Origin of the sequence: Streptomyces albidicamelliae, assembly GCF_025642175.1 — a bacterium.
Classification (GTDB): domain Bacteria; phylum Actinomycetota; class Actinomycetes; order Streptomycetales; family Streptomycetaceae; genus Streptomyces; species Streptomyces albidocamelliae.
Genome location: NZ_CP106795.1, coordinates 1,850,721 through 1,877,151, shown reverse-complemented (window position 1 = coordinate 1,877,151; position 26,431 = coordinate 1,850,721). Strand labels below are relative to the sequence as shown.

Genomic DNA, 26,431 nt, shown 5'->3' with positions numbered 1-26,431 from the left:
TCTCAGAGGAAACTCACAGGACCCGGGGCCGCTGCTCGCCCCGCGCTGGAGCGATGCTGGTGGACGCGATGCACACGACCCGTTCGGGCCGCCCGGCCCTCACCCGCCCCGACGGGACCCCGCTGCGGGTCCTCGTCGTCGACGACGACCCCGACCTCGCGGAGGTCCTCACCGGCGCCCTGCGCTACGAGGGCTGGCAGGTCCGCGCGGCCGGCGACGGGGCCGGCGCCCTCGCCGCGGCCCGCGAACTGCTGCCCGACGCCGTCGTCCTCGACGTGATGCTCCCGGACACCGACGGCTTCGCCGTGCTGCGCGGCCTGCACGAGGTGAAGCCCGACGTGTGCGTGCTGTTCCTCACGGCGCGGGACGCGGTGGAGGACCGGATAGCGGGCATCACCGCGGGCGGTGACGACTACGTCACCAAGCCCTTCAGCCTGGAGGAGGTGGTGGCCCGGCTGCGCGGGCTGCTGCGCCGGGCCGGGATGGCCCGCCGGCCGGAGGAGGGACCGCGGCTGACCGTCGGCGACCTGGTGATGGACGAGGACGCGCGCGAGGTGACCCGGGCCGGCGGGCTGATCGACCTCTCGCCGACCGAGTTCGAACTGCTGCGCTTCCTCATGCGCAACCCGCGCCGGGTGCTCAGCAAGGCGCAGATCCTCGACCGGGTCTGGTCCTACGACTTCGGCGGCCGCGCCCACGTGGTCGAGCTGTACATCTCCTACCTGCGCAAGAAGATCGACGCGGGCCGCGACCCCATGATCCACACCGTGCGCGGGGCGGGCTACGTCCTGAAGCCGGTGACCCGGTGACCCGCGCGGGCCGGCTGCCCCGTCCCCGCAGCCTCCGCGCCCGGCTCACCGCCGGCCTGGTGGTGCTGCTGGCCGTGAGCTGCGCCGCCGTCGGACTGGCCGCGGTCGTCGAACTGAACGGCTTCCTCACCCAGCGCCTGGACCAGCAGCTCACCCAGGCCGGCACCCGTTTCCCGGAGAGCCTGGAGCACGCGGGAAAGCTGCCCGACGACCACGACGGCGACGAACGCGGCGACACCCGCCGCATGGCCACCGGCACCTTCGGCGCCCGTCTGCTGCACGGCAGCGTCACCCACAGCGGCCTCATCCGCTCGGGCGACCCTGCCGCGGACCTGGACGTCGGCCTGACGGCGCGGGACGCGCGGCGGCTGGCCCGGACACCGGCCGACGGCCGGCCCCACACCGTCGAACTGTCCGCGCTCGGCCACTACCGGCTCACCGCGTCCCCCGGCCGGGACGGGGACGTGCTGATCGTCGGACTCCCGCTGGAGCCGGTCGAGGCCACGGTGCACCGGCTGGAACTGGTGGCCGGCGCGGTCTTCGGGCTGGCCCTCGTGGTGACCGGGGTGGCGGGTGCCCTCTGGGTCCGCTGGTCCCTGCGCCCCCTGGCCGAGGTCACCGTCACCGCCACCCGGGTCGCCGAACTCCCGCTGGCCAGCGGCGAGGTGACCCTTCCGGCGCGGACCTCCGACAGCGACCCGCACAGCGAGGTCGGCCGGGTCGCGGCGGCGCTCGACCGCATGCTCGGCCACGTCGGGGACGCCCTCGCCCAACGGCACGCGAGCGAGGAGCGCCTGCGCCGCTTCGCCGCGGACGCCAGCCACGAACTGCGCACCCCGGTCGCCTCGGTCCGCGGTCACGCCGAACTGGCCCTGCTGCACCCCGGCCCGGTGCCGCCCGAGGTCACCCGGGCCCTGGAGCGCATCGCGGCCGAGTCGTCCCGGATGGGCCTGATGGTCGACGACCTGCTGCTGCTCGCCCGGCTCGACGCCGGCCGCCCGCTGGAGCGCCGCCCGGTCGACCTGACCCACCTGGTCCTGGACGCGGTCACCGACGCCCGGGCGGCGGGCCCGGACCACCGCTGGACCCTCGACCTGCCCCGGGAGCCGGTCACCGTCACGGGGGACGCCCACCGGCTCCAGCAGGTGCTGGCCAACCTGCTCGCCAACGCGCGTCTGCACACCCCGAAGGGCACCGAGGTCACGGTGACCCTGGACGCCGGGCCGGAGACGGTCGGGCTGTCCGTGCACGACGACGGCCCCGGTGTCCCCGAGGAGGTCCGGCCGGCCGTCTTCGAGCGGTTCACCCGGGCGGAACACCGCCGCAGGCCGGACGCCCCCGGCGGCGGGGCGGGGCTGGGGCTGGCGATCGTGGCGGCGGTGGTGGAGGCGCACGGGGGCGGCGTCGGGGTGGAGAGCTCCCCGGGTTCGACCGCGTTCTCCGTGCGGCTGCCCGCCGGCGCCGCGCTCAGTAGCGGGTGATCGCCGTGTCCCCGCCGTCCGTCCCGATGGCGACGTGCGGCTTCTTCCCCGGCTCCGCCCACTCCAGGATGCGCCGCATCGCGTCCTCCGGGACGGACACGCAACCGGCCGTCGCGGCCCGGCCGTTGACATGCAGGAAGATGCCGGCGCCGCGCCCGCGCACCGGCCGGTCGTAGTTGAACCCGATGACGAGTCCGTACGCGTACTGCGTCGGGTAGGAGACCAGGTGCTCGGACTCGGCGGCACGGCAGTCGGCGGGCAGGGGGTCCACCCACCGGTTGTAGGCGTCCGAGTCGTTGTCCTGGCACCACCAGGAACTGTCCAGCACCGGCCGGTACGCGACGCGGGTGCCTTCGGGCGCCGCCTTGGTCCCGAAGGCGAACGGGAGGTCGTACAGGCCGGTGGGCGTCGTGTTCGTGCCCTGTTTCCGCGCCCCGCCCTCGACGAGCCCGTTCGCCCCGAACCGTGCCGGTGCGGAGCCGGCCTGCACCCACTGCCCGTCCCGCAGGTCCCACCAGGCGACCGTCCCCGACGTCGCGCCGGTGTCCGCGGCCTGGGCGGTGATCAGCTGGGTGCCGCCGCCCGTGTCCGCCAGCCGCGCGGGCAGCGCGGCCGGCTCGGGGGCGGCCCGGAGGCCGAGCAGGCCGAGGGAGGAGACCGAGACGAGGGCGAGGACGACACCTGGGCGCATGGCTCAGACCGTAGACGGAGGCAGCGGCAGCGGCAGCCCGGGTAGTCCGTCCAGGCTGGTCGCGATGTGCTCCTTCTTGGCGAAGTAGGCGCTCAGCGAGGCGTCGTCCTCCCGGGAGAAGCGCCTGCCGTGCAGATCGCGGTCCTCCTCGTAGGCCATGTGGGGAACGGCGTACCCGCAGCTGTCCCGGACGGTCTCGGCGCGCACGACGACGATCGCGCGCAGCCCGTGCGCCGAGGGCTCGATGTCCGGGAAGCGGGTCAGCAGCTCCGCGAAGCGCGGGTCGTCCCGGAAGACGGGCTCGCCCCGGCCGTGCACGCGCACGATGTTCGGCGGCCCCTGGAAGGCGCACCACATCAGGGTGATCCGCCCGTTCTCCCTGAGGTGCGCGATCGTCTCGGCGGTGGAGCCGGCGAAGTCCAGGTAGGCGACGGTCAGTTCGTCCAGCACGGCGAACGAGCCGCGCAGTCCCTTGGGGGAGAGGTTGACCGTGCCGTCGGCGGACAGCGGGGCGGTGGCGGTGAAGAAGAGGGGCTGCTCCTCGATGAACCTGCGGAGTCTGCCGTCGATGCGCTCATAGGTCTTTCCCATGTCTAACGATTATCGACGAACATCGTTCGGCTGTCTAAGGAATTGCCGAGCCGAAGTCCTGCCCGACGTGTCACCCGGAAGCGCGATTGACGAACCATGCGGAGTTCTGCATACTCATGCATGTCAGCGAATGCACTGTGAGGAGAAACCCGTGACCGAGCGCGTCGTACTCGCCTATTCGGGCGGTCTGGACACCTCCGTCGCCATCGGCTGGATCGCCGAGGAGACGGGCGCCGAGGTCATCGCCGTTGCGGTCGACGTCGGCCAGGGCGGCGAGGACCTGGACGTCATCCGCAAGCGCGCCCTCGCGTGCGGCGCCGTGGAGGCCGAGGTCGCCGACGCCAAGGACGAGTTCGCCGACGAGTACTGCCTCCCGGCGATCAAGGCCAACGCCCTGTACATGGACCGCTACCCGCTGGTCTCCGCCCTCTCCCGGCCGACGATCGTCAAGCACCTCGTCGCCGCCGCCAAGAAGCACGGCGCCACCACGGTCGCCCACGGCTGCACCGGCAAGGGCAACGACCAGGTCCGCTTCGAGGCCGGCATCGTCGCCCTCGCCCCCGACCTGAAGTGCATCGCCCCGGTCCGCGACTACGCGATGACCCGGGACAAGGCGATCGCCTTCTGCGAGGCCAAGCAGCTCCCGATCGCCACCACCAAGAAGTCCCCGTACTCCATCGACCAGAACGTCTTCGGGCGCGCGGTCGAGACGGGCTTCCTGGAGGACATCTGGAACGCCCCGATCGAGGACATCTACGAGTACACCTCCAACCCGGCCGTCCCGCGCGAGGCCGACGAGGTGGTCATCACCTTCAAGCAGGGCGTCCCGGTCGCCCTCGACGGCAAGCCCGTCACCGTCCTGCAGGCCATCCAGCAGCTCAACGAGCGCGCCGGCGCCCAGGGCATCGGCCGGATCGACATGGTCGAGGACCGCCTCGTCGGCATCAAGTCCCGCGAGGTCTACGAGGCCCCGGGCGCGATCGCGCTCATCACGGCCCATCAGGAGCTGGAGAACGTCACCGTCGAGCGCGAGCTGGCCCGCTACAAGCGGCAGGTCGAGCAGCGCTGGGGCGAGCTGGTCTACGACGGCCAGTGGTTCTCCCCGCTCAAGCGCGCCCTGGAGGGCTTCATCGACGAGGCCAACCAGCACGTCTCCGGCGACATCCGGATGACCCTGCACGGCGGCCGCGCGGTCGTCACCGGCCGGCGCTCGGAGTCGTCCCTGTACGACTTCAACCTGGCCACCTACGACACCGGTGACACCTTCGACCAGGCGGCGGCCAAGGGCTTCATCGACATCTACAGCCTGTCGTCGAAGATCGCCGCCAAGCGCGACCTCGCCTGACCGCGTACGGCCTTCGGGTCGCCTCGCGCGCATCAGCCTGACAGCCGCCTCCTCGCCTGCAAGGGTGGGGAGGCGGTCGCACAGAGGCCTCTGTGCCACACAGACCACCTCCGAGGAGCAACGCAAGTGAGCAGCAACAGCGGTGACGTACGGCTCTGGGGCGGCCGTTTCGCCGACGGTCCCGCCGAGGCCCTGGCCAAGCTGTCCGCGTCCGTCCACTTCGACTGGCGGCTCGCGCCCTACGACATCGCCGGTTCGCGTGCCCACGCGCGCGTGCTGCACAAGGCGGGCCTGCTCACCGAGGACGAACTGACGCGCATGATCGCCGGGCTCGACCGGCTGGAGGCGGACGTCGCCGACGGTTCCTTCGTGGGCACGATCGCCGACGAGGACGTCCACACCGCCCTGGAGCGCGGCCTGCTGGAGCGGCTCGGCCCGGACCTCGGCGGCAAGCTGCGCGCCGGCCGCTCCCGCAACGACCAGGTCGCCACCCTCTTCCGGATGTACCTGCGCGACCACGCCCGCGTCATCGGCGGACTGATCGCCGACCTCCAGGACGCGCTGATCGGCCTCGCCGAGGCCCACCCGGACGTGGCCATGCCCGGCCGCACCCACCTCCAGCACGCCCAGCCGGTGCTCTTCGCCCACCACGTCCTCGCCCATGTGCAGTCCCTGTCCCGGGACGCCGAGCGGCTGCGCCAGTGGGACGAGCGGACGGCCGTCTCGCCGTACGGCTCCGGCGCGCTGGCCGGCTCCTCCCTCGGCCTGGACCCGGAGGCGGTGGCCAGGGACCTCGGCTTCGAGCACGGCAGCGTCGGCAACTCCATCGACGGCACGGCGTCCCGCGACTTCGTGGCCGAGTTCGCCTTCATCACCGCGATGATCGGCGTGAACCTCTCCCGGATCGCCGAGGAGATCATCATCTGGAACACGAAGGAGTTCTCCTTCGTGACCCTGCACGACGCCTTCTCCACGGGCTCGTCGATCATGCCGCAGAAGAAGAACCCCGACATCGCCGAGCTGGCGCGCGGCAAGTCCGGCCGGCTGATCGGCAACCTGACCGGGCTCATGGCGACCCTCAAGGCCCTGCCCCTCGCCTACAACCGCGACCTCCAGGAGGACAAGGAGCCGGTCTTCGACTCCTGCGACCAGCTGGAGGTGCTGCTGCCCGCCTTCACCGGCATGGTCGCCACCCTCACGGTCAACCGCGAGCGCATGGAGGAACTGGCACCGGCCGGGTTCTCGCTCGCCACCGACATCGCCGAGTGGCTGGTCAAGCAGGGCGTGCCGTTCCGCGTGGCCCACGAGGTCGCCGGCGAGTGCGTGAAGGCCGCCGAGGCCGAGGGCAAGGAACTGGACGACCTCACGGACGAGCAGTTCGCGAAGATCTCCGCGCACCTCACGCCCGAGGTCCGTACCGTCCTGAACGTCCCGGGCGCCCTCGCCTCCCGCAACGGCCGCGGCGGCACGGCCCCGAGCGCCGTCGCGATCCAGCTGGCGGAGGTCAAGGCGGACGTGGCCGGCCAGCACACCTGGGCGACGGCCCGGCTGCGGGCCTGACCCCGTCCGCACCCTGAGGCGAGAGGCGTCACGGGTTACGTTGGTCGCGAGCCGTACCGTGCCCGACCGAACGGAGCCCGCGATGCCCTTCGCCCGCCTGGCCGCAGCGACGACCCCCACCTGTCACATCGGACTGGGCCTCGCGGCGGTGGGCCGTCCCGGCTACATCAACCTCGGCCGGGACCGCGACCTCGGGGAGAACCGCAGCGCGGATTCCCTGCGCGCCCGCACCCACGAACTCCTCGACGCCGCCTACGCCCAGGGCGTCCGCTACTTCGACGTCGCCCGCTCCTACGGCCGTTCGGAGGAGTTCCTCGCCGACTGGCTCCACGCCCGCCCCGACGTCGACGACGTGGTCGTCGGCAGCAAGTGGGGCTACACCTACACGGCCGGCTGGTCCACCGACGCCGAGAAGCACGAGGTCAAGGACCACGGCCTGGCGACCTACGAACGGCAGCGCGCCGAGACCGACACCCTGCTCGGCGACCGGCTCGACCTCTACCAGATCCACTCCGTGACCCCGGACAGCCCCGCCCTCACCGACAAGGAACTCCACGCCAGGCTCGCCGAGGCCGCGGCCGGGGGCCTGACCGTCGGCTTCTCCACGAGCGGCCCCGCCCAGGCCGAGGCCGTCCGCGCCGCCCTCGCCGTCACGGTCGGCGGCGAACCGCTGTTCCGGACCGTCCAGTCGACGTACAACGCTCTGGAGACCTCCGTGGCCCCGGCGCTCGCCGAGGCGCACGAGGCCGGGCTCACCGTGATCGTCAAGGAGGGCATGGCCAACGGGCGGCTGGCCGCGCCGCACGCCCCGGAGGCGCTGCGGGCCGTGGCCGAGGAGTCGGGGCTCGGCTGCGACGCGGTCGCCCTCGCGTGGATCCTGCGCCGGCCGTGGACCGGGGTCGTCCTCTCCGGCGCCGCGACCCTCGACCAGCTCGTCTCCAACCTCCACGCCCCGGCGGTCGACCTCGACGAGGAGCAACTGGCCCGCCTCGACGCGCTGGCCGAGGAGCCGGGCGCCTACTGGGAGCGGCGCGGACAGCTCCCCTGGCACTGACGAGAACCGGCGAGCACCAGCGGTAATGAGTCACGCATGCCCATCGTGAGACAAAGATGTCTCACCTGGGCTACACTTGTCTCATGGCCCTCGATCGTGACCACGTGCTGCGCAGCGCAGCCGCCCTGCTGACGCGCAAGTCCACCGCCACCATGGACGAGGTCGCCAAGGCCGCGGGAATCAGCAGGGCCACGCTGCACCGCCACTTCGCCGGCCGTGACGCGCTCGTACGGGCGCTGGAGGCGCTCGGCATCGCCGAGTGCGAGGCGGCGCTCGACGCGGCCCGCCCGGACGAGGGCCCGGCGGGCGAGGCCGTCCGCCGTCTGGTCCGCGCGATCGAACCCTCGGCGGCCCTGCTGGCCTTCCTCTACACCGAGAACCAGCTGTTCGAGGGCGAGGGGCAGAACGAGGGCTGGGCCCGCATGGACGAACGTCTCACCGCCCTGTTCCGGCGCGGCCAGGAGAGCGGCGAGTTCCGCATCGACCTCACGCCGGCCTGGCTCACCGAGGCGCTGTACGGCCTGCTGGCCTCCGCCGCCTGGGCCGTGTGCGAGGGCCGCGTGGCCTCCAAGGACTTCACCCACTCGATCGTCGAGCTGCTGCTCGGCGGCGCCCGCCGCCCGAACGCCTGAGGCGACGCACGGCGCGGGAACGGCACGGGCGACAAGAACGACGCACGCAGAAGAGAGGAATCATGACCAGCACCCTGCAGCCGGCTCGCGCGGCGGAGGTGGAGAAGCGCCCGGGCCGCTGGCTCGCGCTCTCCGTCCTCGTCCTGGCCGTGCTGCTGGTGGCCGTCGACGCCACCGTCCTCGGCCTGGCGACCCCCTACATCAGTGAGGACCTGAACCCCTCCGGCAGCCAGCTGCTGTGGATCGGTGACGTCTACTCCTTCGTCATCGCCGGCCTGCTGGTCTCCATGGGCAGCCTCGGCGACCGCATCGGACGCAAGCGCATCCTGCTCTGCGGTGCCACCGCGTTCGGCGCGATATCCGTGCTGAACGCGTACGCGTCGACCCCGGAACTCATGATCCTGGCGCGGGCGTTGCTGGGCGTCGCGGGCGCGACCCTGATGCCCGCCACCCTCGCCCTGATCCGCAACCTCTTCCACGACGCGCGCGAGCGCAGCCTCGCCGTCGGCATCTGGGGGGCCACCGCCTCCGCCGGCACGGCCGTCGGCCCCGTCGCGGGCGGATTCCTGCTCGAGCACTTCTGGTGGGGGTCGGTCTTCCTGATCAACCTGCCGGTCATGGCGGTCCTGGTCCTCGTGGGCATCCGCACCCTGCCCGAGTCCCGCAATCCGAACCCCGGCCCCTGGGACCTGGCCAGCGTGCTGCTGTCGCTGGTCGGCATGATCGGCATCGTGTACGCGGTCAAGGAGCTGGCCACGCACGGCCTCACCTGGTCCACCGCCGCGGCGGCCCTGCTGGGCGCCGCCGCGCTGTACGGGTTCGTCCACCGTCAGCTCACCATGCCGACGCCGCTGCTGGACATGCGGCTGTTCAGGCGCCGGGGCTTCAGCGGGGCGGTCCTCGCCGACCTGCTGACCGTGCTCGGCATGTCCGGCCTGGTGTTCTTCCTCTCCCAGTACCTGCAACTCGTCCAGGGCAGGCGCCCGTTCGAGGCCGGCCTCGCGGAACTGCCCGCGGCCGTCGGCGCGGTCGCGGCCGGTCTGGTCGCCGGCCGCGCGGCCCGGCGCTTCTCGGTCCGCGCCGTGGTCTCGGGCGGTCTGGCGGCCGTCGGCCTGGCCCTGGCCGTGCTGACCACGCTCGGCCGGGCCACCGGCTACCCGCTCCTCGGTGCCGCCCTGCTCGTCGTCGGTGTCGGCGCGGGCTTCTCCTTCACCGTCACCGCCGACGTGATCCTCTCCAGCGTGCCGAAGGACCAGGCGGGCGCAGCCTCGGCGGTCTCCGAGACGGCGTACGAACTCGGCGCGGCCCTGGGCATCGCCCTGCTGGGCTCGATCGTGACCGGCGTCTACCGCGGCTTCACCGGCCCGGCCGGCACCCCGGCCCAGGCCCACGAGTCCCTGGGCGCGGCGGTGGAGTCGTCGGCCCACATGGCCCCGCACTCGGCGGAGGTACTGCTGACGGCGGCCCGCGACTCCTTCGTCCACGGCCTGCAACTGGCCTCGGGCGCCGGAGCGGCGGTCCTGCTGGGCACGGCCGTCGCCGCCTGGTTCCTGCTGAAGGGCCAGAAGCTGGAGAGCGCGGAGTAGACGGAGCCCCTCAGGGGCGCGGGAAGCCGCGTGCGCGAGCACGCCCCACCCGCGCCCTGTGGTGCCCCGTCCCCTCAGCGCTTGTAACCCAGCACGGTCATCATCCCGCTCTCCGAGTGGTACTGGTTGTGGCAGTGCAGCATCCACAGCCCGGGGTTGTCGGCGTCGAAGTCGACGACCAGCTTGCGGTGCGGCAGCACGATCGCGGTGTCCTTGCGGGCGCCGACCGCGTCCAGACCGGTCATCGCGAAGGTGTGCCCGTGCAGGTGCAGGGGATGCCACATGTCCGTGGCGTTGATGAGGGTGAGCCGTACCCGCTCACCGGCGCGGACCGGGTGGCGCTGCCGCACCGAGTAGGGCTCGTGGTCGAAGGCCCAGTCGAACTTCTTCATGCCGCCGGTGAGCCTGATGCGCATCTCGCGGTCGGGGCGGCGGTCGTGGAGGGCCACGGAGTCGTGGGGCAGCAGACGGCGGGCGGGGACGGTGTTCCCGTCGAGTTCGTCCGGGTGGACGTCGGCCGGCGGGAGGTTCTTGTTCCCCTTGGAGGTGCGCAGGACCGCGACGGCCCTGCCCTTCTTGCCCTCGGGAAGGGCGACCAGCGGGAACACGCCGTCCTTGGCGGTGATCAGCACGTCGTAGCGCTCGGCCATGCCGACGAGGAGGGCGTCCGTCGTCTTGTGCTTCACGGGGTAGCCGTCGGTGTGCGTGACGGTCATCCGGTGGCCGCCCAGGGCGACCCGGAAGGCGGTCTCGGAGCCGGCGTTGATGATGCGCAGCCGGACCCGGTCGCCGGGGCGGCAGCGGAACACCGACGGGTCCTTGGGCAGTCGTCCGTTCACCAGGTAGTGCGGGTAGGCGACGCTGCCGCCCTCGCCGTGCAGCATGCGGCTGTGGGAGTCGTGCAGCACCCGGGAGGGGCCCGTGGGCTTCTTGGGCTTCGTGGCGTTCCTGGACGGTGAGGGGTGTGCGGAGTGCTTGCCCGGGCTGTCGTGACCTGGACCCATGGCCATGCCGCCCATGTCCATGGCGCCGCCGGGCTTGAGCTGCTCCAGGACCTGCTCGGGGGTGGAGCCCTCCACTCCGTCCAGCCAGTCGTCGAGGACCAGGACCCACTCCTTGTCGTAGGAGAGGGGCTCCTTGGGGTCGTCGACGACGAGCGGCGCGTACAGCGCCCGGTCGGCCTGCATGCCGACGTGGGAGTGCAGGAGGTAGGTCCCCGGGTGCGGGACGGTGAAGCGGTAGCCGAACTCGTCCCCGGGCCGGATGGCCGCCTGGGTCAGGTCCGGGACGCCGTCCATGTCGCAGCGCAGCCGCACCCCGTGAGAGTGCAGGGTGGTGGTGGCGGGCAGCCGGTTGGCGAACGTCAGGTCGAGCACGTCCCCGGCGGTGACCCGGACCAGCGGGCCCGGCACCGTCTCGTTGTACGCCCAGGTGCGGACCGACCGCCCGCCGAGGTCCAGCTCGGCCTCGGAGGCGGTGAACCGGTAGGTGCGCACGCGGCCCGCCCCGCGCTTCCGTTCGGCGGCGAGCACCTCGGGATCCGACGGATTGACGTACCCCCGTGGCCCCTCTGGGACGAACGCCTTCTCGCCACCCGTGTGTTGGGGGCCGGAGCTGGGCTCGGATCCGGAGCCGGTGCAGGAGGCGAGGAGGCCTGCGCCGGCGGCGGCGATCGGGGCACGGAGAAGGGTACGCCGAGAAGGTTTGTACATGTCTGAATCAGACATGTTATGTGGTCATATGGCCTGTAGATGGGGCCGAATGCCCGATGTGTCGGCGACAGATTCCACCGGCAGGCGGACGGTGCGGGCCGTCGCGTCCGTCCGGGCGGACGGTCTCAGGCGGCCTTGGCCTTCGTGGCGTACATGTCGACGTACTCCTGGCCGGACAGCCGCATGACCTCGGCCATGACCGAGTCGGTCACGGCCCGCAGCACGTAGCGGTCCCGGTCCATGCCGTCGTACCGGGAGAACTCCATGGCCTCGCCGAACCGGACGGTCACCCGGCCGGGCCGCGGGATGCCCCGACCGCCCGGCTGCAGCTTGTCGGTGCCGATCATGGCGAACGGGACGACCGGCGCGCCGGTCATCAGGGTCAGCCGGGCGATACCGGTGCGCCCGCGGTAGAGCCGGCCGTCGGGGGAGCGGGTGCCCTCGGGGTAGATCCCGAAGACCTTGCCCTCCTCCAGGATCCGGCGCCCGGTCATCAGCGCGGCCACGCCGCCGTTGGCGCCGTCCCGGTCGACCGGGATCATGCCGACGCCGGTGAAGAACCACGCCATCAGCCGGCCCTTCACGCCCTTGCCGGTGACGTACTCGTCCTTGCCGATGAAGAGCACCTGCCGCTTGGTGACGACCGGCAGCACGATCGAGTCGATGAACGTGAGGTGATTACCGGCCAGGATCACCGGACCGTCCCCCGGGATGTTCTCCACGCCCTCCACCTGTGGGCGGAACATCAGGCGCATGATCGGTGCGAGCACTGCCTTGATGAGCGCGAAGCGGGACAACGGGTCCTCCGATGTCGAGGTGAGCGATATGAGTCTGTGCAGGTGAGGACATTACTCGCGGCGCGTGGCCGAACGCACATCGGGTGCGGCCGGTTCACCGAGGTCTTACGTACTGTTGACACGCGTTTACCTGCGGTGACGCCTCGTGGGCGGCCCGTCACAAGGTGTAGGAGATGTGACGGACGTCGCGCCGTGTCCTCACTCTTCCGGTTACCCGGGCCCCGCCCGGGGATGCCGACGGGCCGTCAGGTTCCGCCGCCCGGCGGACACACGGCGGCACCCGGGTGTTCCGGTCGAGGTCTCCCGTCCGTCATGTACACACCCCTACGATCGGCCCGCACGCAAGGCGCGAGCCGCACCGCAGGGTGCGGACCGCGAAGGGTGCGCCGACGGTACGGCGCGGCGCGGACGGCAGGAGGACGCCCATGGGCGGCGACCAGGCGAACGAGCGGGCACAGGGCATCACGGGGCGGCGGGCGATCCTCGGCGCGGCGGTGCTCGGCGCGGGCGGAGCGGTCCTCGGACTGCCGGGTGCGGCCAGAGCCGCCGAGTCTCGTACGGCCGGGCACGGCGGCCGCGGACTGAAGGGACTGCCGGTGCCGACGATCATCGGCCACCGGGGCGCCAGCGGCTACCGCCCCGAGCACACCTTCGGCTCGTACGAACTGGCCCTCGACCTCGGCGCCGACATCGTCGAGGCGGGTGACCTCGTCCCGACGAAGGACGGGCACCTCGTGTGCCGGCACGAGCCGGAGATCGGCGGCACCACGGACGTCGCCTCCCACCCCGAGTTCGCCGGCCGCAGGACCACCAAGCTCCTCGACGGTGTCTCCACGACCGGCTGGTTCACCGAGGACTTCACGCTCGCCGAGCTGAAGACGCTGCGCGCGGTCGAGCGGATCCCCGCCAACCGGCCGCACAACACCCTCTACAACGGGCGCTGGGAGATCCCCACGTTCGAAGAGGTCCTCGTCTGGCAGGACGAGCAGACCCGCAAGCGCGGCCGGCAGGTGTGGATCTACCCCGAGACCAAGCACCCCACGTACTTCCGCAAGCTCGGCCTCGGTCTGGAGGAGCGGGTCGCCAAGCTCCTGCGCAAGCACGGCAAGGACGGCCGGAAGTCGCCGGTCGTCCTGCAGTCCTTCGAGCCCACCAGCATCCAGAAGCTGAACCAGCTGGTCGACAACCCGCTCGTCGTCCTGCTCTCCTCGGCCGGCAGCCGCCCCTACGACTTCGTCGAGACGGGTGACCCGCGCACGGTCGCCGACCTGATCACGCCCAAGGGTCTCCGGGAGATCGCCGGCTACGCCCAGGGCATCGGTCCGACCCTGGACCTGGTCATCCCGAAGAACGCGGACGGCACCCTGGCGCAGCCGACCACCCTGGTCGCCGACGCCCACAAGGTGGGCCTGCTCCTGCACCCGTACACCATGCGCAACGAGAACCCCTTCCTGCCGGCCGAGTACCGCAAGGGCAGCGCGCCCGACGGCTACGGCGACGCCTTCGGTGCCTTCAAGAGGTACTTCGCCACCGGGATCGACGGCGTCTTCACCGACAACGCCGACACCGGCCTGCTGGCCCGGGCCGACTTCCTCGACGGCTGATCCGCGTCAACCGGCCGCCGCGCCGGCACCCCGTTCGGGGTGACTCCGGGCCGCCCCGGCAACCCGCCGCCGGGGCGGTTCGTCGTTTCGCACATGACACACGAGCTGGTAGCCGACCTGCATCCGCTGCTCACCGCCGAGGCGCTGGCCGAGGCGCATGCCTCCGGGGGCGAGCCGGGCGACCTGGAGCAGGCCGTCTGGCTCCGCCTGCTGGAGCGGCTGGAGACCGACGGTCCGCCGCCGGACCCCCAGGGCTGGCTGCGCAAGGCCGTCCGCGCCGAGGCCCGCCGCGCCCGTCGCACCACCCGCCTCGAACGCCCCTACGGCGCCGAGCCGGTGGACGACGACCGGCCCGGTCCCGAGCAGCTCGCCCTCCGGGCCGCCCGGCACCGCGCACTGCGGGACGCGGTGCGCCGGCTGCCCGGCCGCTGCCCCCGACTCCTGGAGGCCCTGCTCTCCCCGAAGGACCTCACATACCGGGAGATCGCGGGGGAGTTGGGTATCTCACAGGGCAGTCTCGGCCCGGAACGCTCCAGATGTCTTGGTTGTCTGCGTCGTTTGCTCACCCCGGAGGTTGCTTCCCGTGGAGTGCGGGGATAGGAGTGGGGGACGACAGGTGATCAGGTGAGCGGGAGGCGTGCGCACATGGGCATGAGCGTGACCATCTCGGTGGCGACCGAGCAGGACACGGAGCAGATCTTCAAGCTCCAGTACCTGTGCTTCCAGAGCGAGGCGGCGCTGTACGGCAACTACCGCATCGACCCGCTCGTCCAGACGCTGGACTCCGTCCGTCAGGAGGTCGCCGCCGACTGCGTCTTCGTCGCCCGGCTCGGCGACGAGGTGGTCGGCTCCGTGCGCGGCAAGGTCACCGAGGACGGCGCGGCCGCCATCGGCAAGCTCTGCGTCCACCCGCGCCTCCAGGGCCACGGCATCGGCGCCCGGCTGCTGCGCGCGGCGGAGACGGCCCTGTCCGAGCAGCGCGGCGCCACCCGGTTCCGCCTCCACACCGGCCACCGCAGCGAGGGCAGCCTGCGCCTGTACCGCCGCTCCGGCTACCAGGCGGTGGGCCGGTCGCAGGGCGCCGACGGGGTGGAGATGATCGTGCTGGAGAAGCAGGCGGGCACGTACGCCCAGACCGCGTGAGCCGAACGCCCGGCGGCGGCGCGGGGCGACGTGCGGGAAGCGCGCCGCGTCCGCGCCCGGCCGGACTTCCTCAGCCGGTCCGGCGCTCCCGCGCCTTGCGCAGCCAGTACAGGGCGGAGAGCGGCAGGAGCACGGGGATGAACACGTAGCCCATGCCGTAGTCCGACCAGACGGTGGCGTCGGGGAACGCGGACGGCTCCACCAGGGTCCACGTGCCCACCACCAGCACGCCCACGAGCTCCGCCGCGCAGCACACCAGGGCCGCCCGGCGGGCCGTCTCGCCCCCGCGGACCAGCGTGTACGTGATGAAGCCGTAGACCACGCCGGCCACGGCCGACAGGGAGTACGCCAGCGGCGCCCGGCCGAAGTCCGTCGCGATCTGGTAGGCCGACCGCGACACCGCGCCGACCACCATCACGCCGTAGAACCAGACGAGCAGCATGCCCGGCCCGCCGATCAGCCGGGCCGGCTTCTCCTCCACCGCCGTCACCTCAGCCTCCCCAGATGTCGTAGAGCCGTACTTCGAGCACCGCGAGGACCACGCCGCCCGCCGCGGCCGTCACCGAGCCCCAGCGCGTGCGCTCGGACAGGGACATGAACCCGGCCGCGGGGACGCACGCGAAGGCGCCCAGCAGATACGCCACGAAGATCACCGTGCCCTGGTCCGGCTTCTCGCCCCGTGCCAGCTGCACGATCCCGACGACCAGCTGGATCACCGCCAGCAGCGACACCACGGCCATGCCGATGAAGTGCCAGTCCTTCGTCGGCTGGTCCCGGTAGGCGGCCCAGCCGCACCAGGCGGCGAGCAGCAGCGCGGCGACGCCGGTCACCAGCGTCAGGGCATTGAGCATGCGGTGACCTTATTACGGCGGAATCGGGCCCCCGCCGCCGACCCCGCCGTACGCCGTAGGGTCTAGACCATGACGATCCACGCACACGCACTCCTGTTCGACAACGACGGCACCCTGGTCTCCTCCCTCGACTCCGTCGAGCGCTGCTGGACCCGCTGGGCCGGGGAGTACGGGATCACCGCCGAGCAGTTCGGGCGCGTGGAGCTGCACGGCCGCACCGCGGTGGAGATCGTCGGCGACCTGCTGCCCGCCCACCTCGTCCCCGAGGCCGTCGCCCGCGTCGAGCGGCTGGAGGTCGAGGACGTGCCGAACGGGGGAGTACGGCTGCTGCCCGGCACCCGGGACTTCCTGGACTCCCTGCCCGCCGACCGCTGGGCCGTGGTCACCTCCGCCACCGGCCGCCTCGCCGAGGCCCGCCTCGACGCGGTGGGCATACGCCCGAAGTTGCTGGTCTCCGCCGACGACGTCACCCGCGGCAAGCCCGACCCCGAGCCCTATCTGCTCGCGGCCCGCAGGCTCGGCGTGGACCCGGCGCGCTGCGTCGTCTTCGAGGACGCCCCCGCCGGACTCCGGGCGGGCCGGGCGGCCGGTATGACCACCGTGGCCTTGGCCACAACCCACCGCGCGCAGGAGCTGGACGCCGACCTGGTGGTGCGGGACCTCTCGGCCCTGTCCGCACTGGTCACCCCCGCCGGCGTCGAGGTCGCCGTCCGCCGCTGAGCCCGTGCCCCGGGTGTCCGCCGCTGTCCACTATGCGGACAGCGGTCACCGGTCAGCACCGTACGTCTGCTTTACTGATCGCATGACCACCACGAGCAGCCGCATCCCTGCGACCGAGGCGACCACTACGCCCGGTGCTCGTTGTATGTGTCCGTGCCGAATGTGCGCCTTCTAGAGGGCCCCCGCACCACCTGAGCCTCGCGCCCCGAAGCGAGAGCCACGGCCTGTCCCGCGCCGATTCACGAGCGCGATCGCCGGCCGCCCCGCGCACACGGCGTTCTCCCCGGTCGCACCACCTCCGTGAGAACCGTGCCGCGTCCCTGAACGAACGCACGAATGCACCCGTGCCCGGGCACACCCATGCCCCGCGCACTCGACAGTGACGGAAACCCACGTGATCACCACCTCGGGCCTGACCAAGGTCTACCGCTCCCGCGGCCGTGAGGTCACCGCCCTCGACGGCGTCGATCTCCATGTCCGCGAAGGCGAGGTCTACGGCGTCATCGGACAGTCCGGCGCCGGCAAGTCCTCCCTCATCCGCTGCGTCAACCTGCTGGAGCGCCCCACCACCGGCACCGTGACCGTCGCCGGGCAGGACCTCACCGCCCTGGCCGGCCGCGGACCGCGCGCCGGCCGGGAACTGCGCCGGGCCCGCAGCAGCATCGGCATGGTCTTCCAGCACTTCAACCTGCTGTCCTCGCGGACCGTCCAGGACAACGTCGAACTGCCCCTGGAGATCCTCGGCAGGTCCGGCCGGGAACGCTCCCGCAAGGCCCTGGAACTGCTGGACCTGGTCGGCCTGGCCGACAAGGCCAAGGCCTACCCCGCCCAGCTCTCCGGCGGGCAGAAGCAGCGCGTCGGCATCGCCCGCGCCCTCGCCGGCGACCCCAAGGTGCTGCTCTCCGACGAGGCCACCAGCGCCCTCGACCCGGAGACCACCCGCTCCATCCTCCAGCTGCTGCGCGACCTGAACCGGCAGCTGGGCCTGACCGTCCTGCTCATCACCCACGAGATGGACGTCGTGAAGTCGGTCTGCGACTCCGCCGCCCTCATGGAGCGGGGCCGGATCGTGGAGTCCGGCACGGTCAGCGAGCTGCTGGCCACCCCGGGCTCCGAGCTGGCCGCCGCGCTGTTCCCGGTCGGCGGCGAGGCCTCGGGTGCCGAGCGGACCGTCCTGGACGTCACCTTTCACGGCGAGGCCGCCACCCAGCCGGTCATCTCCCAGCTCTCGCGCACCTACAACGTCGACATCTCGATCCTCGGCGCCGCCATCGACACCGTCGGCGGCCTCCAGATCGGCCGGATGCGCATCGAGCTGCCCGGCCGGTACGAGGACAACGTGGTGCCCGTCGGCTTCCTGCGCGAACAGGGCCTGCAGATCGATGTCGTCGGCCACGAGGGCGCGGCGCCCCTGCTGGTCAAGGAGGGTGCGAAGTGACCTGGTCCGAGATGCAGCCGGTGCTGTCCCAGGCGTGTTGGGACACGCTCTACATGGTCGGCTGGTCCACGCTGATCGCCGTCGTCGGCGGACTTCCGCTCGGCATCCTCCTCGTCCTCACCGACCGGGACGGCCAGCTGCGCAACGTCGTGGTGAACAAGGTCATCGGGCAGATCGTGAACGTCGCCCGCTCGATGCCGTTCATCATCCTCATGGTCGCGCTGATGACCTTCACCCGGTGGATCACCGGCACCACCATCGGCCGCGAGGCCGCGATCGTGCCGCTCGCCATCGGCGCCATCCCGTTCTTCGCCCGCCTGGTGGAGATGTCCGTCCGCGAAGTGGACGGCGGTCTCGTCGAGGCGGTGCAGTCCATGGGCGGCAGCACCTGGAAGGTCGTCCGCAGCGTCCTCGTGCCCGAGGCGCTCCCCTCGCTCATCTCCGGTGCCACCACCACGATCATCGCCCTCATCGGCTACTCCGCCATGGCGGGCACGGTCGGCGCCGGCGGCCTCGGCGACGTCGCCGTCCGCTACGGCTACCAGCGCTTCGAGACCGGCATGATGTGGATCACCGTGGCCATCCTCGCGGTCGTCATCTCCCTGCTCCAGGTCGTCGGCGACTACGCGGCCCGCTCCCTGCACCGCCGCAGCGGCGGTTCCGGCGGCCTGCTCCTCTTCAGGCCCCTGCGCGGCGTCCTCGCCGGCCCGGCCGCCGCCGACGCGGTCAGGAAGAGCTGAGCACCGCTTTCTCCCCAGACTCCCCGTCCACCCGACACGGGGTCGCACCACCCATCAGGAAAGGCACTTTTCGTGCGTAACACCGCCAAGATCACCGCCGCCGTCCTCGCCACCGGAGCCCTCACCCTCGGGCTGACCGCCTGCGGCTCCGGCAAGGACTCCGCCTCCTCCGCCGACTACAGCGGCCCGCTGGTCGTCGCCGCGAGCCCGACCCCGCACGCCCAGATCCTCGACTTCGTCAAGAAGAACCTGGCGTCGAAGGCCGGCCTCGACCTCGAGGTCAAGGAGTTCACCGACTACATCACGCCGAACACGGCGACCGAGGACGGCTCCGTCGGTGCCAACTACTTCCAGAACCAGCCGTACCTCGACGACTTCAACAAGAAGCGCGGCACCCACATCGTGCCCGTCGTCACGGTGCACCTGGAGCCGCTCGGCCTCTACTCCCACAAGGTGAAGAAGGCCGACGCCCTGAAGAGCGGTGCGACCGTCGCCGTCCCGAACGACGCCGTCAACGAGGCCCGCGCCCTGAAGCTGCTCGCCGCCAACGGGCTCATCACCCTCAAGGACGGCGTCGGCACCGAGGCCACCCCGGCGGACATCACCAAGAACCCGCGGAACCTGAAGTTCAAGGAGGTCGAGGCGGCCCAGACCGCGCGCTCCCTGGACGACGTGGACGCGGCCGTGATCAACGGCAACTACGCCATCTCCTCCGGCATCAAGCCCGCCCAGGACGCCCTGGTCCTGGAGTCCGCGAAGAACAGCCCGTACGGCAACTTCCTCGCCGTGAAGAAGGGCGACGAGAAGGACCCGCGGGTGAAGAAGCTCGCGAAGCTCCTCACCTCGCCCGAGGTCAAGAAGTTCATCGAGGACAAGTACCAGGGCTCGGTCATCCCGTCCTTCTGATCGTTCCGGCCGGCCCGGCCCCTCCGGGCCGGCACCGGACGTGCACGGCGTTTCGCGACGCACGGGGTCCACTCCCTCACACGGAGTGGACCCCGTCGTGCGGTTCCGGGGTTTCATGCTGCATGCTGGGCAGTTCAGCGGGGTCGCCCCCGACGGTCCTGATGACCCATCAACTCTTCCGAAGGTTACGGAGCGGCGCATGACTAGCACCTTCCCCAACATCTCCATCAGCACGGAGCGGTTGGTGCTGCGTCCCCTCGACGAGGACGACGTGCCCGCGCTGGCCGAGATGATGAACGACGAGCAGATCGCCGCCTGGACCGACGTCCCCCAGCCCTTCACCGAGGCCGGTGCCCGGCACTGGATCACCCAGTACGCCCCCGCCGAACGCGGCTCCGGCCACGGTCTCGACCTCGCCGTCACCGAGTTCCTCACCCAGCGCCTGGTCGGCATCGTCCAGCTCACCAGGACCGACTGGCGGATCCGCGCCACCGAGCTGTCCTACATCGTCGCCCCCTGGGCCCGCGGCGAGGGGTACGCCTCCGAGGCCGCCCTCGCCACCGCGCAATGGCTCTTCGGCGACCAGAAGTTCGAGCGCATCGAGCTGCGCACCGCCGCGGACAACACCGCCTCCCAGCAGGTCGCCCAGAAGATCGGCTGCATCAGCGAGGGCGTCCTGCGCAACGCCTGCATAGTCCACGTGCGCATGGAGGACGGCACCTGGACCGACATGCGCACCGACTTCATCGTCTGGAGCCTCCTCCCGGAGGACCTCGCGAGCACCGAAGAACAGCTCGCCGACACCAGCGGCTTCACCTCGTACTCCGACTGGAACTGACGCCCGCTCGTCCCGCGGGCCAGGCCCGGGCGCGCGTCCGGCCGCCCCACCGGGTAGTCTCACCAAGCCCGACCGAGGGCCCCTGGCCCTGACGACCTGCGCACATCTGGAGAAACACGACGATGGCCGACCGGGTCACGGTGATCGGCTGGGACGGCTCGCCGCTGACCGCCGCGGCACGCTCCGCCCTCGGCGCCGCCACGCTCGTGGCCGGCGCGGCCCACCACCTGGCGCTGCCCGAGATCCCGCCCGCCGCCGAACGCATCCGCCTCGGCAGCCTCGCCCTCGCCGCCCGCCGCATCGCCGCGCACCGCGGCACCGCCGTGGTCCTCGCCGACGGCGACCCCGGCTTCTTCGGTGTCGTACGCACCCTGCGCGCGCCGGAGTTCGGCCTGGAGGTCGAGGTCGTCCCCGCCGTCTCCTCCGTCGCCACCGCCTTCGCCCGCGCCGGCATGCCCTGGGACGACGCCCAGGTGGTCGTCGCCCACCCGCGCACCCTGCGCCGGGCCGTGAACGTCTGCCGCGCCCACACCAAGGTCGCCGTCCTCACCGCGCCGGGCGCCGGCCCCGCCGAACTGGGCCTGCTGCTGGAGGGCGTCCACCGCACCTTCGTCATCTGCGAGGAACTGGGCACCGAACGCGAACAGGTCAGCGTCGTCACCTCCGACAAGGCGGCCGACCACACCTGGCGCGACCCCAACGTGGTCGTCGTCATCGGCGGAACCACCGCACCGGCCGGCCCGGCCGACGGCGGCGGCTGGATCGCCGGCCGCGACCCCGCCACCGGCCCGCGCGGCTGGGTCCAGCCCGACGAGACGTACGGCGGCGGCCTCGGGGAGGGCGAGACGGAACTGCTCCGGGCCGCCCAACTCGCCCGTCTCGGCCCCCGCGTCGGCGACCTCGTCTGGGACATCGGCTGCGGCTCCGGCGCGTTCGCCGCCGAGGCCGCCCGCGCCGGTGCCGCCGTCATCGCCGTCGACCGGCTCCCGCGGGCCTGCGAGCGGACCGACGCGGCCGCGCGTCACTTCGGCGTCCAGCTTCAGGTGGTCCACGGCACCGCCCCGCACGTGCTCGAAAACCTGCCCGAGCCCGACGTCGTACGGGTCGGCGGCGGGGGCGCGGCCGTCGTCTCCGCGGTCGCCGACCGGCGCCCGCAGCGCATCGTCACGCACGCCGCGACCCGCGACGCGGCGGAACTCGTCGGCCGTGATCTGACCGAGCACGGATACCGCGTCGAGTGCGCCCTGCTGCAGTCCGTCGAACTCGACACCCGGGCCTGGACGGAGACCGAGCGGAACGTAGCGTTCCTGCTCAGCGGGGTTCTGCCGGATCGCGCCCCGTGATCCGGTTGTCGTACCGCGCGCGGTAGGCTGGCCGATCGTTGTACCGCACCGGCGGCCCGGAACTTCGTTCGCCAATGTCCGGAACGCACGCCCGCTTTGAGGGTGGGTGCGGTACTGCGTAACCGGAGGACGCGCAACGTGGCGCAGTCCACAGCGGGCTGTCGCGGATCATGCTGTCGCGACGGGGGAACGGCCGGGACAATGCCACTGAATGGCTTTGTCGCCTTTTTTGGGCGGGTCGTTCGTGCCGCTGGGCACGGACGCTCGTTCTTCACTACGGGGCGGTCGGTGCGCCGTTCCGGGTGAGCTGGTCGTAGGAGCACTAACCGATGGGCGAGGGGTACGCATGACGGACACCGGCCAGGTCCCGGGCGAGGGGCAGCCGGAGAGCGCAGGCATGGTGGAACAGCCGGGCGTTCCCGCGCACGGTGCGTACACCTACCTGTCCGAGGCGCCGGCCGAGGACGAAGACCTGCTGCTGCCGGGTGCCCAGGGCGCGTGGGGCAACGAAGTGCCGCCACCCGCTCCGGAGCCGGTGGTCGAGGCCGTCCACCAGCCGGGCCCGCACGAGACGGCGGGCCGGGACAGCGGTTCGGTCGACCTCAGCGGTGTGCGCCTGCCCAGCCCGGCCCCGGCGTCCGCGGTGTCGTCGCCCATTCTCTCGGCGCCGCACGACCCGGCGGCCGCCCAGCAGCAGGCGCGCCGCCCGCTGCACCTCGGCCCGCCGATCCCCGACGCCTCCGCGAGTCCGGTCCGCTCCCTCGCCGACCGCGGACCCGCCGGAGCGCCGGTACGGCAGCCCGGACCGCAGACCGCCGGTCCCGAGTACTTCGAGGCGCAGCCCCTGCGCGACATGGCCCCGCAGAGCGCGGCCCCGTGGGGTGCCGCGCCCGCCGCCCACGCCCCGGCCGACACGGGCACGGCCCCCGACGCCGCGGTACAGGCCGGCGCGCAGGCGCCGGCTGCCGAAACGGTTGACCCGGCCGCCGTCCCGGTGGCCGACGCCGCCGAGCAGGCCGAGCAGACCGGCGCCGCGCAGGCGACCATCGCCCGTCTCGCCACCCAGGCCGCCGCTCAGGCACCGGCCCAGGTCGTGCACGGCCACGACGGGGTGCAGCCCGCCCACGGTCACGACGGTGTGTCCACGGCTCCCCCGGAGCAGGGCCCCGAGGACCCCGCCGCCGAGGCCGCGCCGGACGGGCAGCCGGTCGAGGGTGCCGCGGTCGCGCCGGAAGAAGGCGTCACGCCTGCCGTCGCCGAGGCCGGGCAGACCGCCGACGCGCCCGCTGACACCGAGGCGGCCGTGCCGGTCCAGGAGGCGGGTACGGCCGAGCCGGGTCCCGGCGCCCAGGAGGCGGACGCACCGGAGACGGACGTCCAGGGCGTGCCGGCGGACGTGCCGGCCGAGGCGATCATGCCCGTCCAGCAGGCCGATCCCGGTCAGCAGGCCGATCCCGCTCAGCCGACAGATCCGGCTCAGCACGCCGATACCGTCCAGCAGCCGGTCCCCGTCCAGCAGCCGGACGCCGCTCCGCAGACGGTTCAGCCGGTGGACGCCCCCGAGCAGAGCGCGGGCGAGCAGACCGCCGACGCGACGCAGGCTCCGGTGCCCGCCGAAGCCGTCGTCGTGACCGAACCCGGGACGGCCGGTGCCGGCCAGGCCGCGGCCGAGGCCACGCCCGAGGTCGCCGACGCCCAGCAGACCGAGCCGCCCGTGGTCGCCGCCGAGGACGCCGCCCAGCCGGAGGATCCGGCGGCCGGCCCCGCCGCCGGGGTGGCGGAGCTCCCCGAGGCGCAGCCCGCGGCCGGGCAGCCGGTGCCCGAAGCCGTCGCCGTACCGGTGACCGAGCCGACGCCGGTACAGCCCGCCGAGCCCGCCGCACCGTCCGAGAACACCCCCGTCGCCGTACCGGAGGAGTCCGCGGCCGAGGAGACCGGAGCCGAGGAGACCGGAGCCGAGGAGACCGGAGCCGAGGAGACCGCGGCCGGGGCCCCCGTGCCGCAGGCCCTTGTGGAGGCCCCCGCCGAGGAAGCCGTACCGGTCCCGACCGCCGTCGAGGCAGAGGGCGCGCCCCAGCCGCACCCCCTCGTCGTCCAGGATCCGCAGCAGGCCGGCCCCGCCGAGCCCGCCGCCGAGGCGCTGCCCACTGCGCCGCTGCCCCAGCCCTCGGTCCACCCGGAGCCGCAGGCCCACCCCGACACCGTGGCGCAGGCCGCCCCCGAGCAGGCCGTCCAGCCCCTCGCCCCGGCCGGCCCGCAGACGCTGCCCGCCGAGCAGGCGCCCGTGCCCGCCCCCGCCGAGGAGACGACCGCGCACCTCGGGACGGCCGCCGCCATCGCGGGCGCGCACCCGGAGACCCCGAGCAGCCGGCCCCCGCCGACGCACCGGCCGCGGACGTCGCGCCGGCGCCGCAGCCGGAGCAGCCGCTCGGCCGGTTCGTGCCGGTGGACGGCCAGGTGCCGACCACCCCGCACCTCGCGCCGACCCCGCCGCAGCCCCTCGTCCTTCCCGCGGACAGGCTCCAGGACCTCCAGGGTCCGCAGGAGCAGCCGGAGCCGGTCGCCGCCACGGTGCCCGCGCCGCGCGAGGGCGAGCCGGCCGTCGTACCGGCCGCGCCGGACGCCGAACGCCCCGATGTCGTACAGCACGCCGACGATCTGCGGACCAGGGCCGCCGACCAGGAAGAAAGCACGGCCGACGTGGCAGAGGCAGAGCGGTCCACCGGCCCGGCGGCGCCCGGCTACGACGACGCCGAACGCGAAGCCGTGCTCAAGGTCATGCGCGAGCGCCGCGACATCCGCAACGGCTTCCGCGGCGACCCGATCCCGCACGAGGTGCTGCTGCGCGTCCTGGAGGCGGCCCACACGGCGCCCTCCGTGGGCCACTCGCAGCCCTGGGACTTCGTCGTCATCCGGTCCGCCGAGACCCGGCGCACCATGCACGAACTGGCGATGCGCCAGCGCGAGGCGTACGCCAAGTCGCTGCCCAAGGGCCGGGCGAAGCAGTTCAAGGAACTGAAGATCGAGGCCATCCTCGACACCCCGGTCAACATCGTCGTCACCGCCGACCCCACCCGTGGTGGCCGGCACACCCTCGGCCGGCACACCCAGCCGCAGATGGCGCCCTACTCCTCGGCGCTCGCGGTGGAGAACCTCTGGCTCGCCGCCCGCGCCGAAGGCCTCGGCGTCGGCTGGGTCAGCTTCTTCGACGAGCGGGAGATGGTCCGCTCGCTCGGCCTGCCCGAGCACCTGGAGGTCGTCGCCTACCTGTGTGTCGGGTACGTCGACGAGTTCCCGGACGAGCCCGAGCTGATGCAGGCCGGCTGGTCCAAGCGGCGCCCCCTGTCCTGGGTGGTGCACGAGGAGACGTACGGCCGCCGCGCCCTGCCCGGAGAGGAACCCCACGACCTGCTCGCCGAGACCGTCGCACAGATCCGCCCGCTCGACGCCAAGGCGCTCGGCGAGGCGTGGGAGCGCCAGAAGCGCATGACCAAGCCGGCCGGCGCGCTCGGCATGCTGGAGATCATCTCCGCGCAGCTGTCCGGGCTGTCCCGGCAGTGCCCGCCGCCGATCCCGGAGCCCGCCGCCGTCGCGATCTTCGCGGGTGACCACGGCGTGCACGCCCAGGGCGTCACCCCGTGGCCGCAGGAGGTCACCGCCCAGATGGTGGCCAACTTCCTGGGCGGGGGAGCGGTCTGCAACGCCTTCGCCAACCAGGTCGGCGCCGAGGTGTGCGTCGTGGACGTCGGCGTCGTCGCCGACCTGCCCGCCACCCCGGGCCTGCTGCCCCGCAAGATCCGCGGCGGCACGTCCGACATGACCACCGGCCCCGCGATGACCCGCGAAGAGGCCAAGGCGGCCATCGAGGTGGGCATCGAGACCGCCCGCGACCTGGTGGCGGCCGGCAACAAGGCGCTGCTCACCGGAGAGATGGGCATCGCCAACACCACCGCGTCCGCGGCGCTGATCTCCGTCTTCACCGGCGCCGACCCGGCCGAGGTGACCGGACGCGGCACGGGCATCAACGACGAGACGCTCGCCCGCAAGACCGACGTCGTCCGCCGCGCCCTGGAGTTCCACCAGCCGGACCCGGCGGACCCCGTCGGCGTCCTCGCGGCCATCGGCGGCTTCGAGCACGCGGCCATGGTCGGACTGCTCCTCGGCGGCGCCTCGCTGCGTACGCCGGTGATCCTGGACGGCGTCAGCGCCGGTGCGGCGGCCCTGGTCGCCCGGGCCATCGCCCCCGAGGTCCTCGCGGCCTGCATCGCGGGCCACCGCAGCGCGGAGCCCGGCCACGTGGCCGCCCTCAACAAGCTCGGCCTGCGCCCCCTGGTCGACCTCGACCTCCGTCTCGGCGAGGGCACCGGCGCCCTGCTCGCCCTGCCGCTGGTGCAGAGCACGGCACGGGCGATGCACGAGGTGGCCACCTTCGACTCGGCGGGCGTCACGGAGAAGTAGCCGTCGCGCGACGGGGCGGTCCGGTGTTCAGCTGCCGGACCGCCCTGCCGTCCGCCGTGCCCACGGCATAAAATCCGCACGTCAGGGCCGCTCCGAAGTTGCAGCGCGCCCATCTCACCAGCGCGCCCGACC

Annotated in this window: 22 protein-coding genes and 1 pseudogene; 17 read left to right on the top strand and 6 right to left on the bottom strand. The window is 72.7% G+C overall.

Going from position 1 to position 26,431, the window contains the following annotated elements:
- Positions 1-68 precede the first annotated feature (68 nt).
- Together N8I86_RS08700 and N8I86_RS08695 are read left to right on the top strand one after the other, a co-directional pair.
- Complete coding sequence (locus tag N8I86_RS08700; RefSeq protein WP_073900050.1) at positions 69-809, top strand: response regulator transcription factor; 741 nt, start codon at positions 69-71, stop codon at positions 807-809.
- Positions 806-2,290 (top strand): sensor histidine kinase, encoded by a 1,485-nt coding sequence (locus N8I86_RS08695; RefSeq protein ID WP_263277514.1) that lies wholly within the window; start codon positions 806-808, stop codon positions 2,288-2,290. Before N8I86_RS08700 ends, N8I86_RS08695 begins: the two co-directional genes overlap by 4 nt.
- Here the strand turns inward: N8I86_RS08695 and N8I86_RS08690 are convergent.
- Both N8I86_RS08690 and N8I86_RS08685 read right to left on the bottom strand, forming a co-directional pair.
- Entirely contained in the window at positions 2,277-2,981 is a 705-nt protein-coding gene (locus N8I86_RS08690; protein ID WP_263277513.1) for a L,D-transpeptidase family protein, read from the bottom strand. The genes N8I86_RS08695 and N8I86_RS08690 overlap by 14 nt on opposite strands.
- A gap of 3 nt (positions 2,982-2,984) precedes the next feature.
- On the bottom strand, positions 2,985-3,572 hold the full coding sequence (locus N8I86_RS08685; RefSeq protein WP_263277512.1) for a pyridoxamine 5'-phosphate oxidase family protein: 588 nt from the start codon (positions 3,570-3,572) through the stop codon (positions 2,985-2,987).
- 151 nt (positions 3,573-3,723) lie between these two features.
- Here N8I86_RS08685 and N8I86_RS08680 point away from each other — a divergent pair, with 151 nt between their 5' ends.
- The 5 genes from N8I86_RS08680 to N8I86_RS08660 all read left to right on the top strand — a co-directional run bounded on the left by N8I86_RS08680 (position 3,724) and on the right by N8I86_RS08660 (position 9,749).
- Positions 3,724-4,917, top strand: a complete 1,194-nt coding sequence (locus N8I86_RS08680; protein ID WP_180361917.1) for an argininosuccinate synthase — start codon at positions 3,724-3,726, stop codon at positions 4,915-4,917.
- 126 nt (positions 4,918-5,043) lie between these two features.
- Entirely contained in the window at positions 5,044-6,477 is a 1,434-nt protein-coding gene (gene argH / locus N8I86_RS08675; protein ID WP_263277511.1) for an argininosuccinate lyase, read from the top strand.
- A gap of 82 nt (positions 6,478-6,559) precedes the next feature.
- Complete coding sequence (locus N8I86_RS08670; RefSeq protein WP_073899547.1) at positions 6,560-7,531, top strand: aldo/keto reductase; 972 nt, start codon at positions 6,560-6,562, stop codon at positions 7,529-7,531.
- An 83-nt stretch (positions 7,532-7,614) separates the two neighbouring features.
- Entirely contained in the window at positions 7,615-8,163 is a 549-nt protein-coding gene (locus N8I86_RS08665; protein ID WP_185091438.1) for a TetR/AcrR family transcriptional regulator, read from the top strand.
- Between the two features lie 62 nt (positions 8,164-8,225).
- The gene (locus tag N8I86_RS08660) at positions 8,226-9,749 is read left to right on the top strand and encodes an MFS transporter (protein ID WP_263277510.1); all 1,524 of its coding nucleotides are present in this window, start codon (positions 8,226-8,228) and stop codon (positions 9,747-9,749) included.
- A 74-nt stretch (positions 9,750-9,823) separates the two neighbouring features.
- Here the strand turns inward: N8I86_RS08660 and N8I86_RS08655 are convergent, their stop codons facing one another.
- Positions 9,824-11,461, bottom strand: coding sequence for a multicopper oxidase family protein (locus N8I86_RS08655; protein WP_263277509.1), 1,638 nt, complete (start codon positions 11,459-11,461; stop codon positions 9,824-9,826).
- A 125-nt stretch (positions 11,462-11,586) separates the two neighbouring features.
- Positions 11,587-12,216 carry a lysophospholipid acyltransferase family protein gene (locus N8I86_RS08650; protein ID WP_079192742.1) on the bottom strand — a complete coding sequence of 210 codons (630 nt, stop codon included), beginning with the start codon at positions 12,214-12,216 and terminating at the stop codon, positions 11,587-11,589.
- Positions 12,217-12,683: 467 nt separating this feature from the next.
- Here N8I86_RS08650 and N8I86_RS08645 point away from each other — a divergent pair, with 467 nt between their 5' ends.
- The 3 genes from N8I86_RS08645 (at position 12,684) to N8I86_RS08635 (ending at position 15,005) form a co-directional block, all read left to right on the top strand.
- Positions 12,684-13,862, top strand: coding sequence for a glycerophosphodiester phosphodiesterase (locus N8I86_RS08645; protein WP_263277508.1), 1,179 nt, complete (start codon positions 12,684-12,686; stop codon positions 13,860-13,862).
- Between the two features lie 93 nt (positions 13,863-13,955).
- Positions 13,956-14,462 (top strand): RNA polymerase sigma factor, encoded by a 507-nt coding sequence (locus tag N8I86_RS08640; RefSeq protein ID WP_073899535.1) that lies wholly within the window; start codon positions 13,956-13,958, stop codon positions 14,460-14,462.
- 45 nt (positions 14,463-14,507) lie between these two features.
- The gene (locus N8I86_RS08635) at positions 14,508-15,005 is read left to right on the top strand and encodes a GNAT family N-acetyltransferase (RefSeq protein WP_073899533.1); all 498 of its coding nucleotides are present in this window, start codon (positions 14,508-14,510) and stop codon (positions 15,003-15,005) included.
- A gap of 70 nt (positions 15,006-15,075) precedes the next feature.
- On the opposite strand, the gene N8I86_RS08630 is transcribed toward N8I86_RS08635, so the two are convergent.
- Together N8I86_RS08630 and N8I86_RS08625 are read right to left on the bottom strand one after the other, a co-directional pair.
- Complete coding sequence (locus tag N8I86_RS08630) at positions 15,076-15,495, bottom strand: hypothetical protein (RefSeq protein WP_073899531.1); 420 nt, start codon at positions 15,493-15,495, stop codon at positions 15,076-15,078.
- A 1-nt stretch (position 15,496) separates the two neighbouring features.
- The gene (locus tag N8I86_RS08625) at positions 15,497-15,856 is read right to left on the bottom strand and encodes a hypothetical protein (RefSeq protein WP_073899529.1); all 360 of its coding nucleotides are present in this window, start codon (positions 15,854-15,856) and stop codon (positions 15,497-15,499) included.
- A 69-nt stretch (positions 15,857-15,925) separates the two neighbouring features.
- Between N8I86_RS08625 and N8I86_RS08620 the strand changes: the two genes are divergently transcribed.
- From N8I86_RS08620 to cobT, 7 genes and pseudogenes are all read left to right on the top strand, one after another.
- A complete protein-coding gene (locus tag N8I86_RS08620; protein ID WP_073899527.1) occupies positions 15,926-16,576 on the top strand; it encodes an HAD family hydrolase in 651 nt (216 codons plus the stop codon).
- A gap of 394 nt (positions 16,577-16,970) precedes the next feature.
- Positions 16,971-18,014: a methionine ABC transporter ATP-binding protein gene (locus tag N8I86_RS08615; RefSeq protein ID WP_073899525.1), complete on the top strand. Its 1,044-nt coding sequence runs from the start codon at positions 16,971-16,973 to the stop codon at positions 18,012-18,014.
- Positions 18,011-18,754: a methionine ABC transporter permease gene (locus N8I86_RS08610; RefSeq protein WP_073899523.1), complete on the top strand. Its 744-nt coding sequence runs from the start codon at positions 18,011-18,013 to the stop codon at positions 18,752-18,754. Before N8I86_RS08615 ends, N8I86_RS08610 begins: the two co-directional genes overlap by 4 nt.
- 72 nt (positions 18,755-18,826) lie before the next feature.
- Positions 18,827-19,660, top strand: coding sequence for a MetQ/NlpA family ABC transporter substrate-binding protein (locus N8I86_RS08605; protein ID WP_073899521.1), 834 nt, complete (start codon positions 18,827-18,829; stop codon positions 19,658-19,660).
- Between the two features lie 199 nt (positions 19,661-19,859).
- Complete coding sequence (locus N8I86_RS08600; RefSeq protein ID WP_073899519.1) at positions 19,860-20,498, top strand: GNAT family N-acetyltransferase; 639 nt, start codon at positions 19,860-19,862, stop codon at positions 20,496-20,498.
- A 122-nt stretch (positions 20,499-20,620) separates the two neighbouring features.
- Positions 20,621-21,841, top strand: coding sequence for a precorrin-6y C5,15-methyltransferase (decarboxylating) subunit CbiE (gene cbiE / locus N8I86_RS08595; RefSeq protein ID WP_073899517.1), 1,221 nt, complete (start codon positions 20,621-20,623; stop codon positions 21,839-21,841).
- Positions 21,842-22,187: 346 nt separating this feature from the next.
- Positions 22,188-26,299: pseudogene (cobT, locus tag N8I86_RS39575) on the top strand (nicotinate-nucleotide--dimethylbenzimidazole phosphoribosyltransferase).
- Positions 26,300-26,431: the final 132 nt, after the last annotated feature.

Bases quoted from the DNA above. Each gene is read 5' to 3' on its own strand.
- N8I86_RS08635 (WP_073899533.1), top strand. From the start codon at position 14,508: ATGGGCATGAGCGTGACCATCTCGGTGGCGACCGAGCAGGACACGGAG.
- N8I86_RS08645 (WP_263277508.1), top strand. From the start codon at position 12,684: ATGGGCGGCGACCAGGCGAACGAGCGGGCACAGGGCATCACGGGGCGG.
- N8I86_RS08670 (WP_073899547.1), top strand. From the start codon at position 6,560: ATGCCCTTCGCCCGCCTGGCCGCAGCGACGACCCCCACCTGTCACATC.
- N8I86_RS08660 (WP_263277510.1), top strand. From the start codon at position 8,226: ATGACCAGCACCCTGCAGCCGGCTCGCGCGGCGGAGGTGGAGAAGCGC.
- N8I86_RS08665 (WP_185091438.1), top strand. From the start codon at position 7,615: ATGGCCCTCGATCGTGACCACGTGCTGCGCAGCGCAGCCGCCCTGCTG.
- N8I86_RS08690 (WP_263277513.1), bottom strand. From the start codon at position 2,981: ATGCGCCCAGGTGTCGTCCTCGCCCTCGTCTCGGTCTCCTCCCTCGGC.
- N8I86_RS08640 (WP_073899535.1), top strand. From the start codon at position 13,956: ATGACACACGAGCTGGTAGCCGACCTGCATCCGCTGCTCACCGCCGAG.
- N8I86_RS08655 (WP_263277509.1), bottom strand. From the start codon at position 11,461: ATGTACAAACCTTCTCGGCGTACCCTTCTCCGTGCCCCGATCGCCGCC.
- cbiE (WP_073899517.1), top strand. From the start codon at position 20,621: ATGGCCGACCGGGTCACGGTGATCGGCTGGGACGGCTCGCCGCTGACC.
- N8I86_RS08700 (WP_073900050.1), top strand. From the start codon at position 69: ATGCACACGACCCGTTCGGGCCGCCCGGCCCTCACCCGCCCCGACGGG.
- N8I86_RS08625 (WP_073899529.1), bottom strand. From the start codon at position 15,856: ATGCTCAATGCCCTGACGCTGGTGACCGGCGTCGCCGCGCTGCTGCTC.
- N8I86_RS08685 (WP_263277512.1), bottom strand. From the start codon at position 3,572: ATGGGAAAGACCTATGAGCGCATCGACGGCAGACTCCGCAGGTTCATC.
- N8I86_RS08650 (WP_079192742.1), bottom strand. From the start codon at position 12,216: ATGCGCCTGATGTTCCGCCCACAGGTGGAGGGCGTGGAGAACATCCCG.
- N8I86_RS08620 (WP_073899527.1), top strand. From the start codon at position 15,926: ATGACGATCCACGCACACGCACTCCTGTTCGACAACGACGGCACCCTG.
- N8I86_RS08600 (WP_073899519.1), top strand. From the start codon at position 19,860: ATGACTAGCACCTTCCCCAACATCTCCATCAGCACGGAGCGGTTGGTG.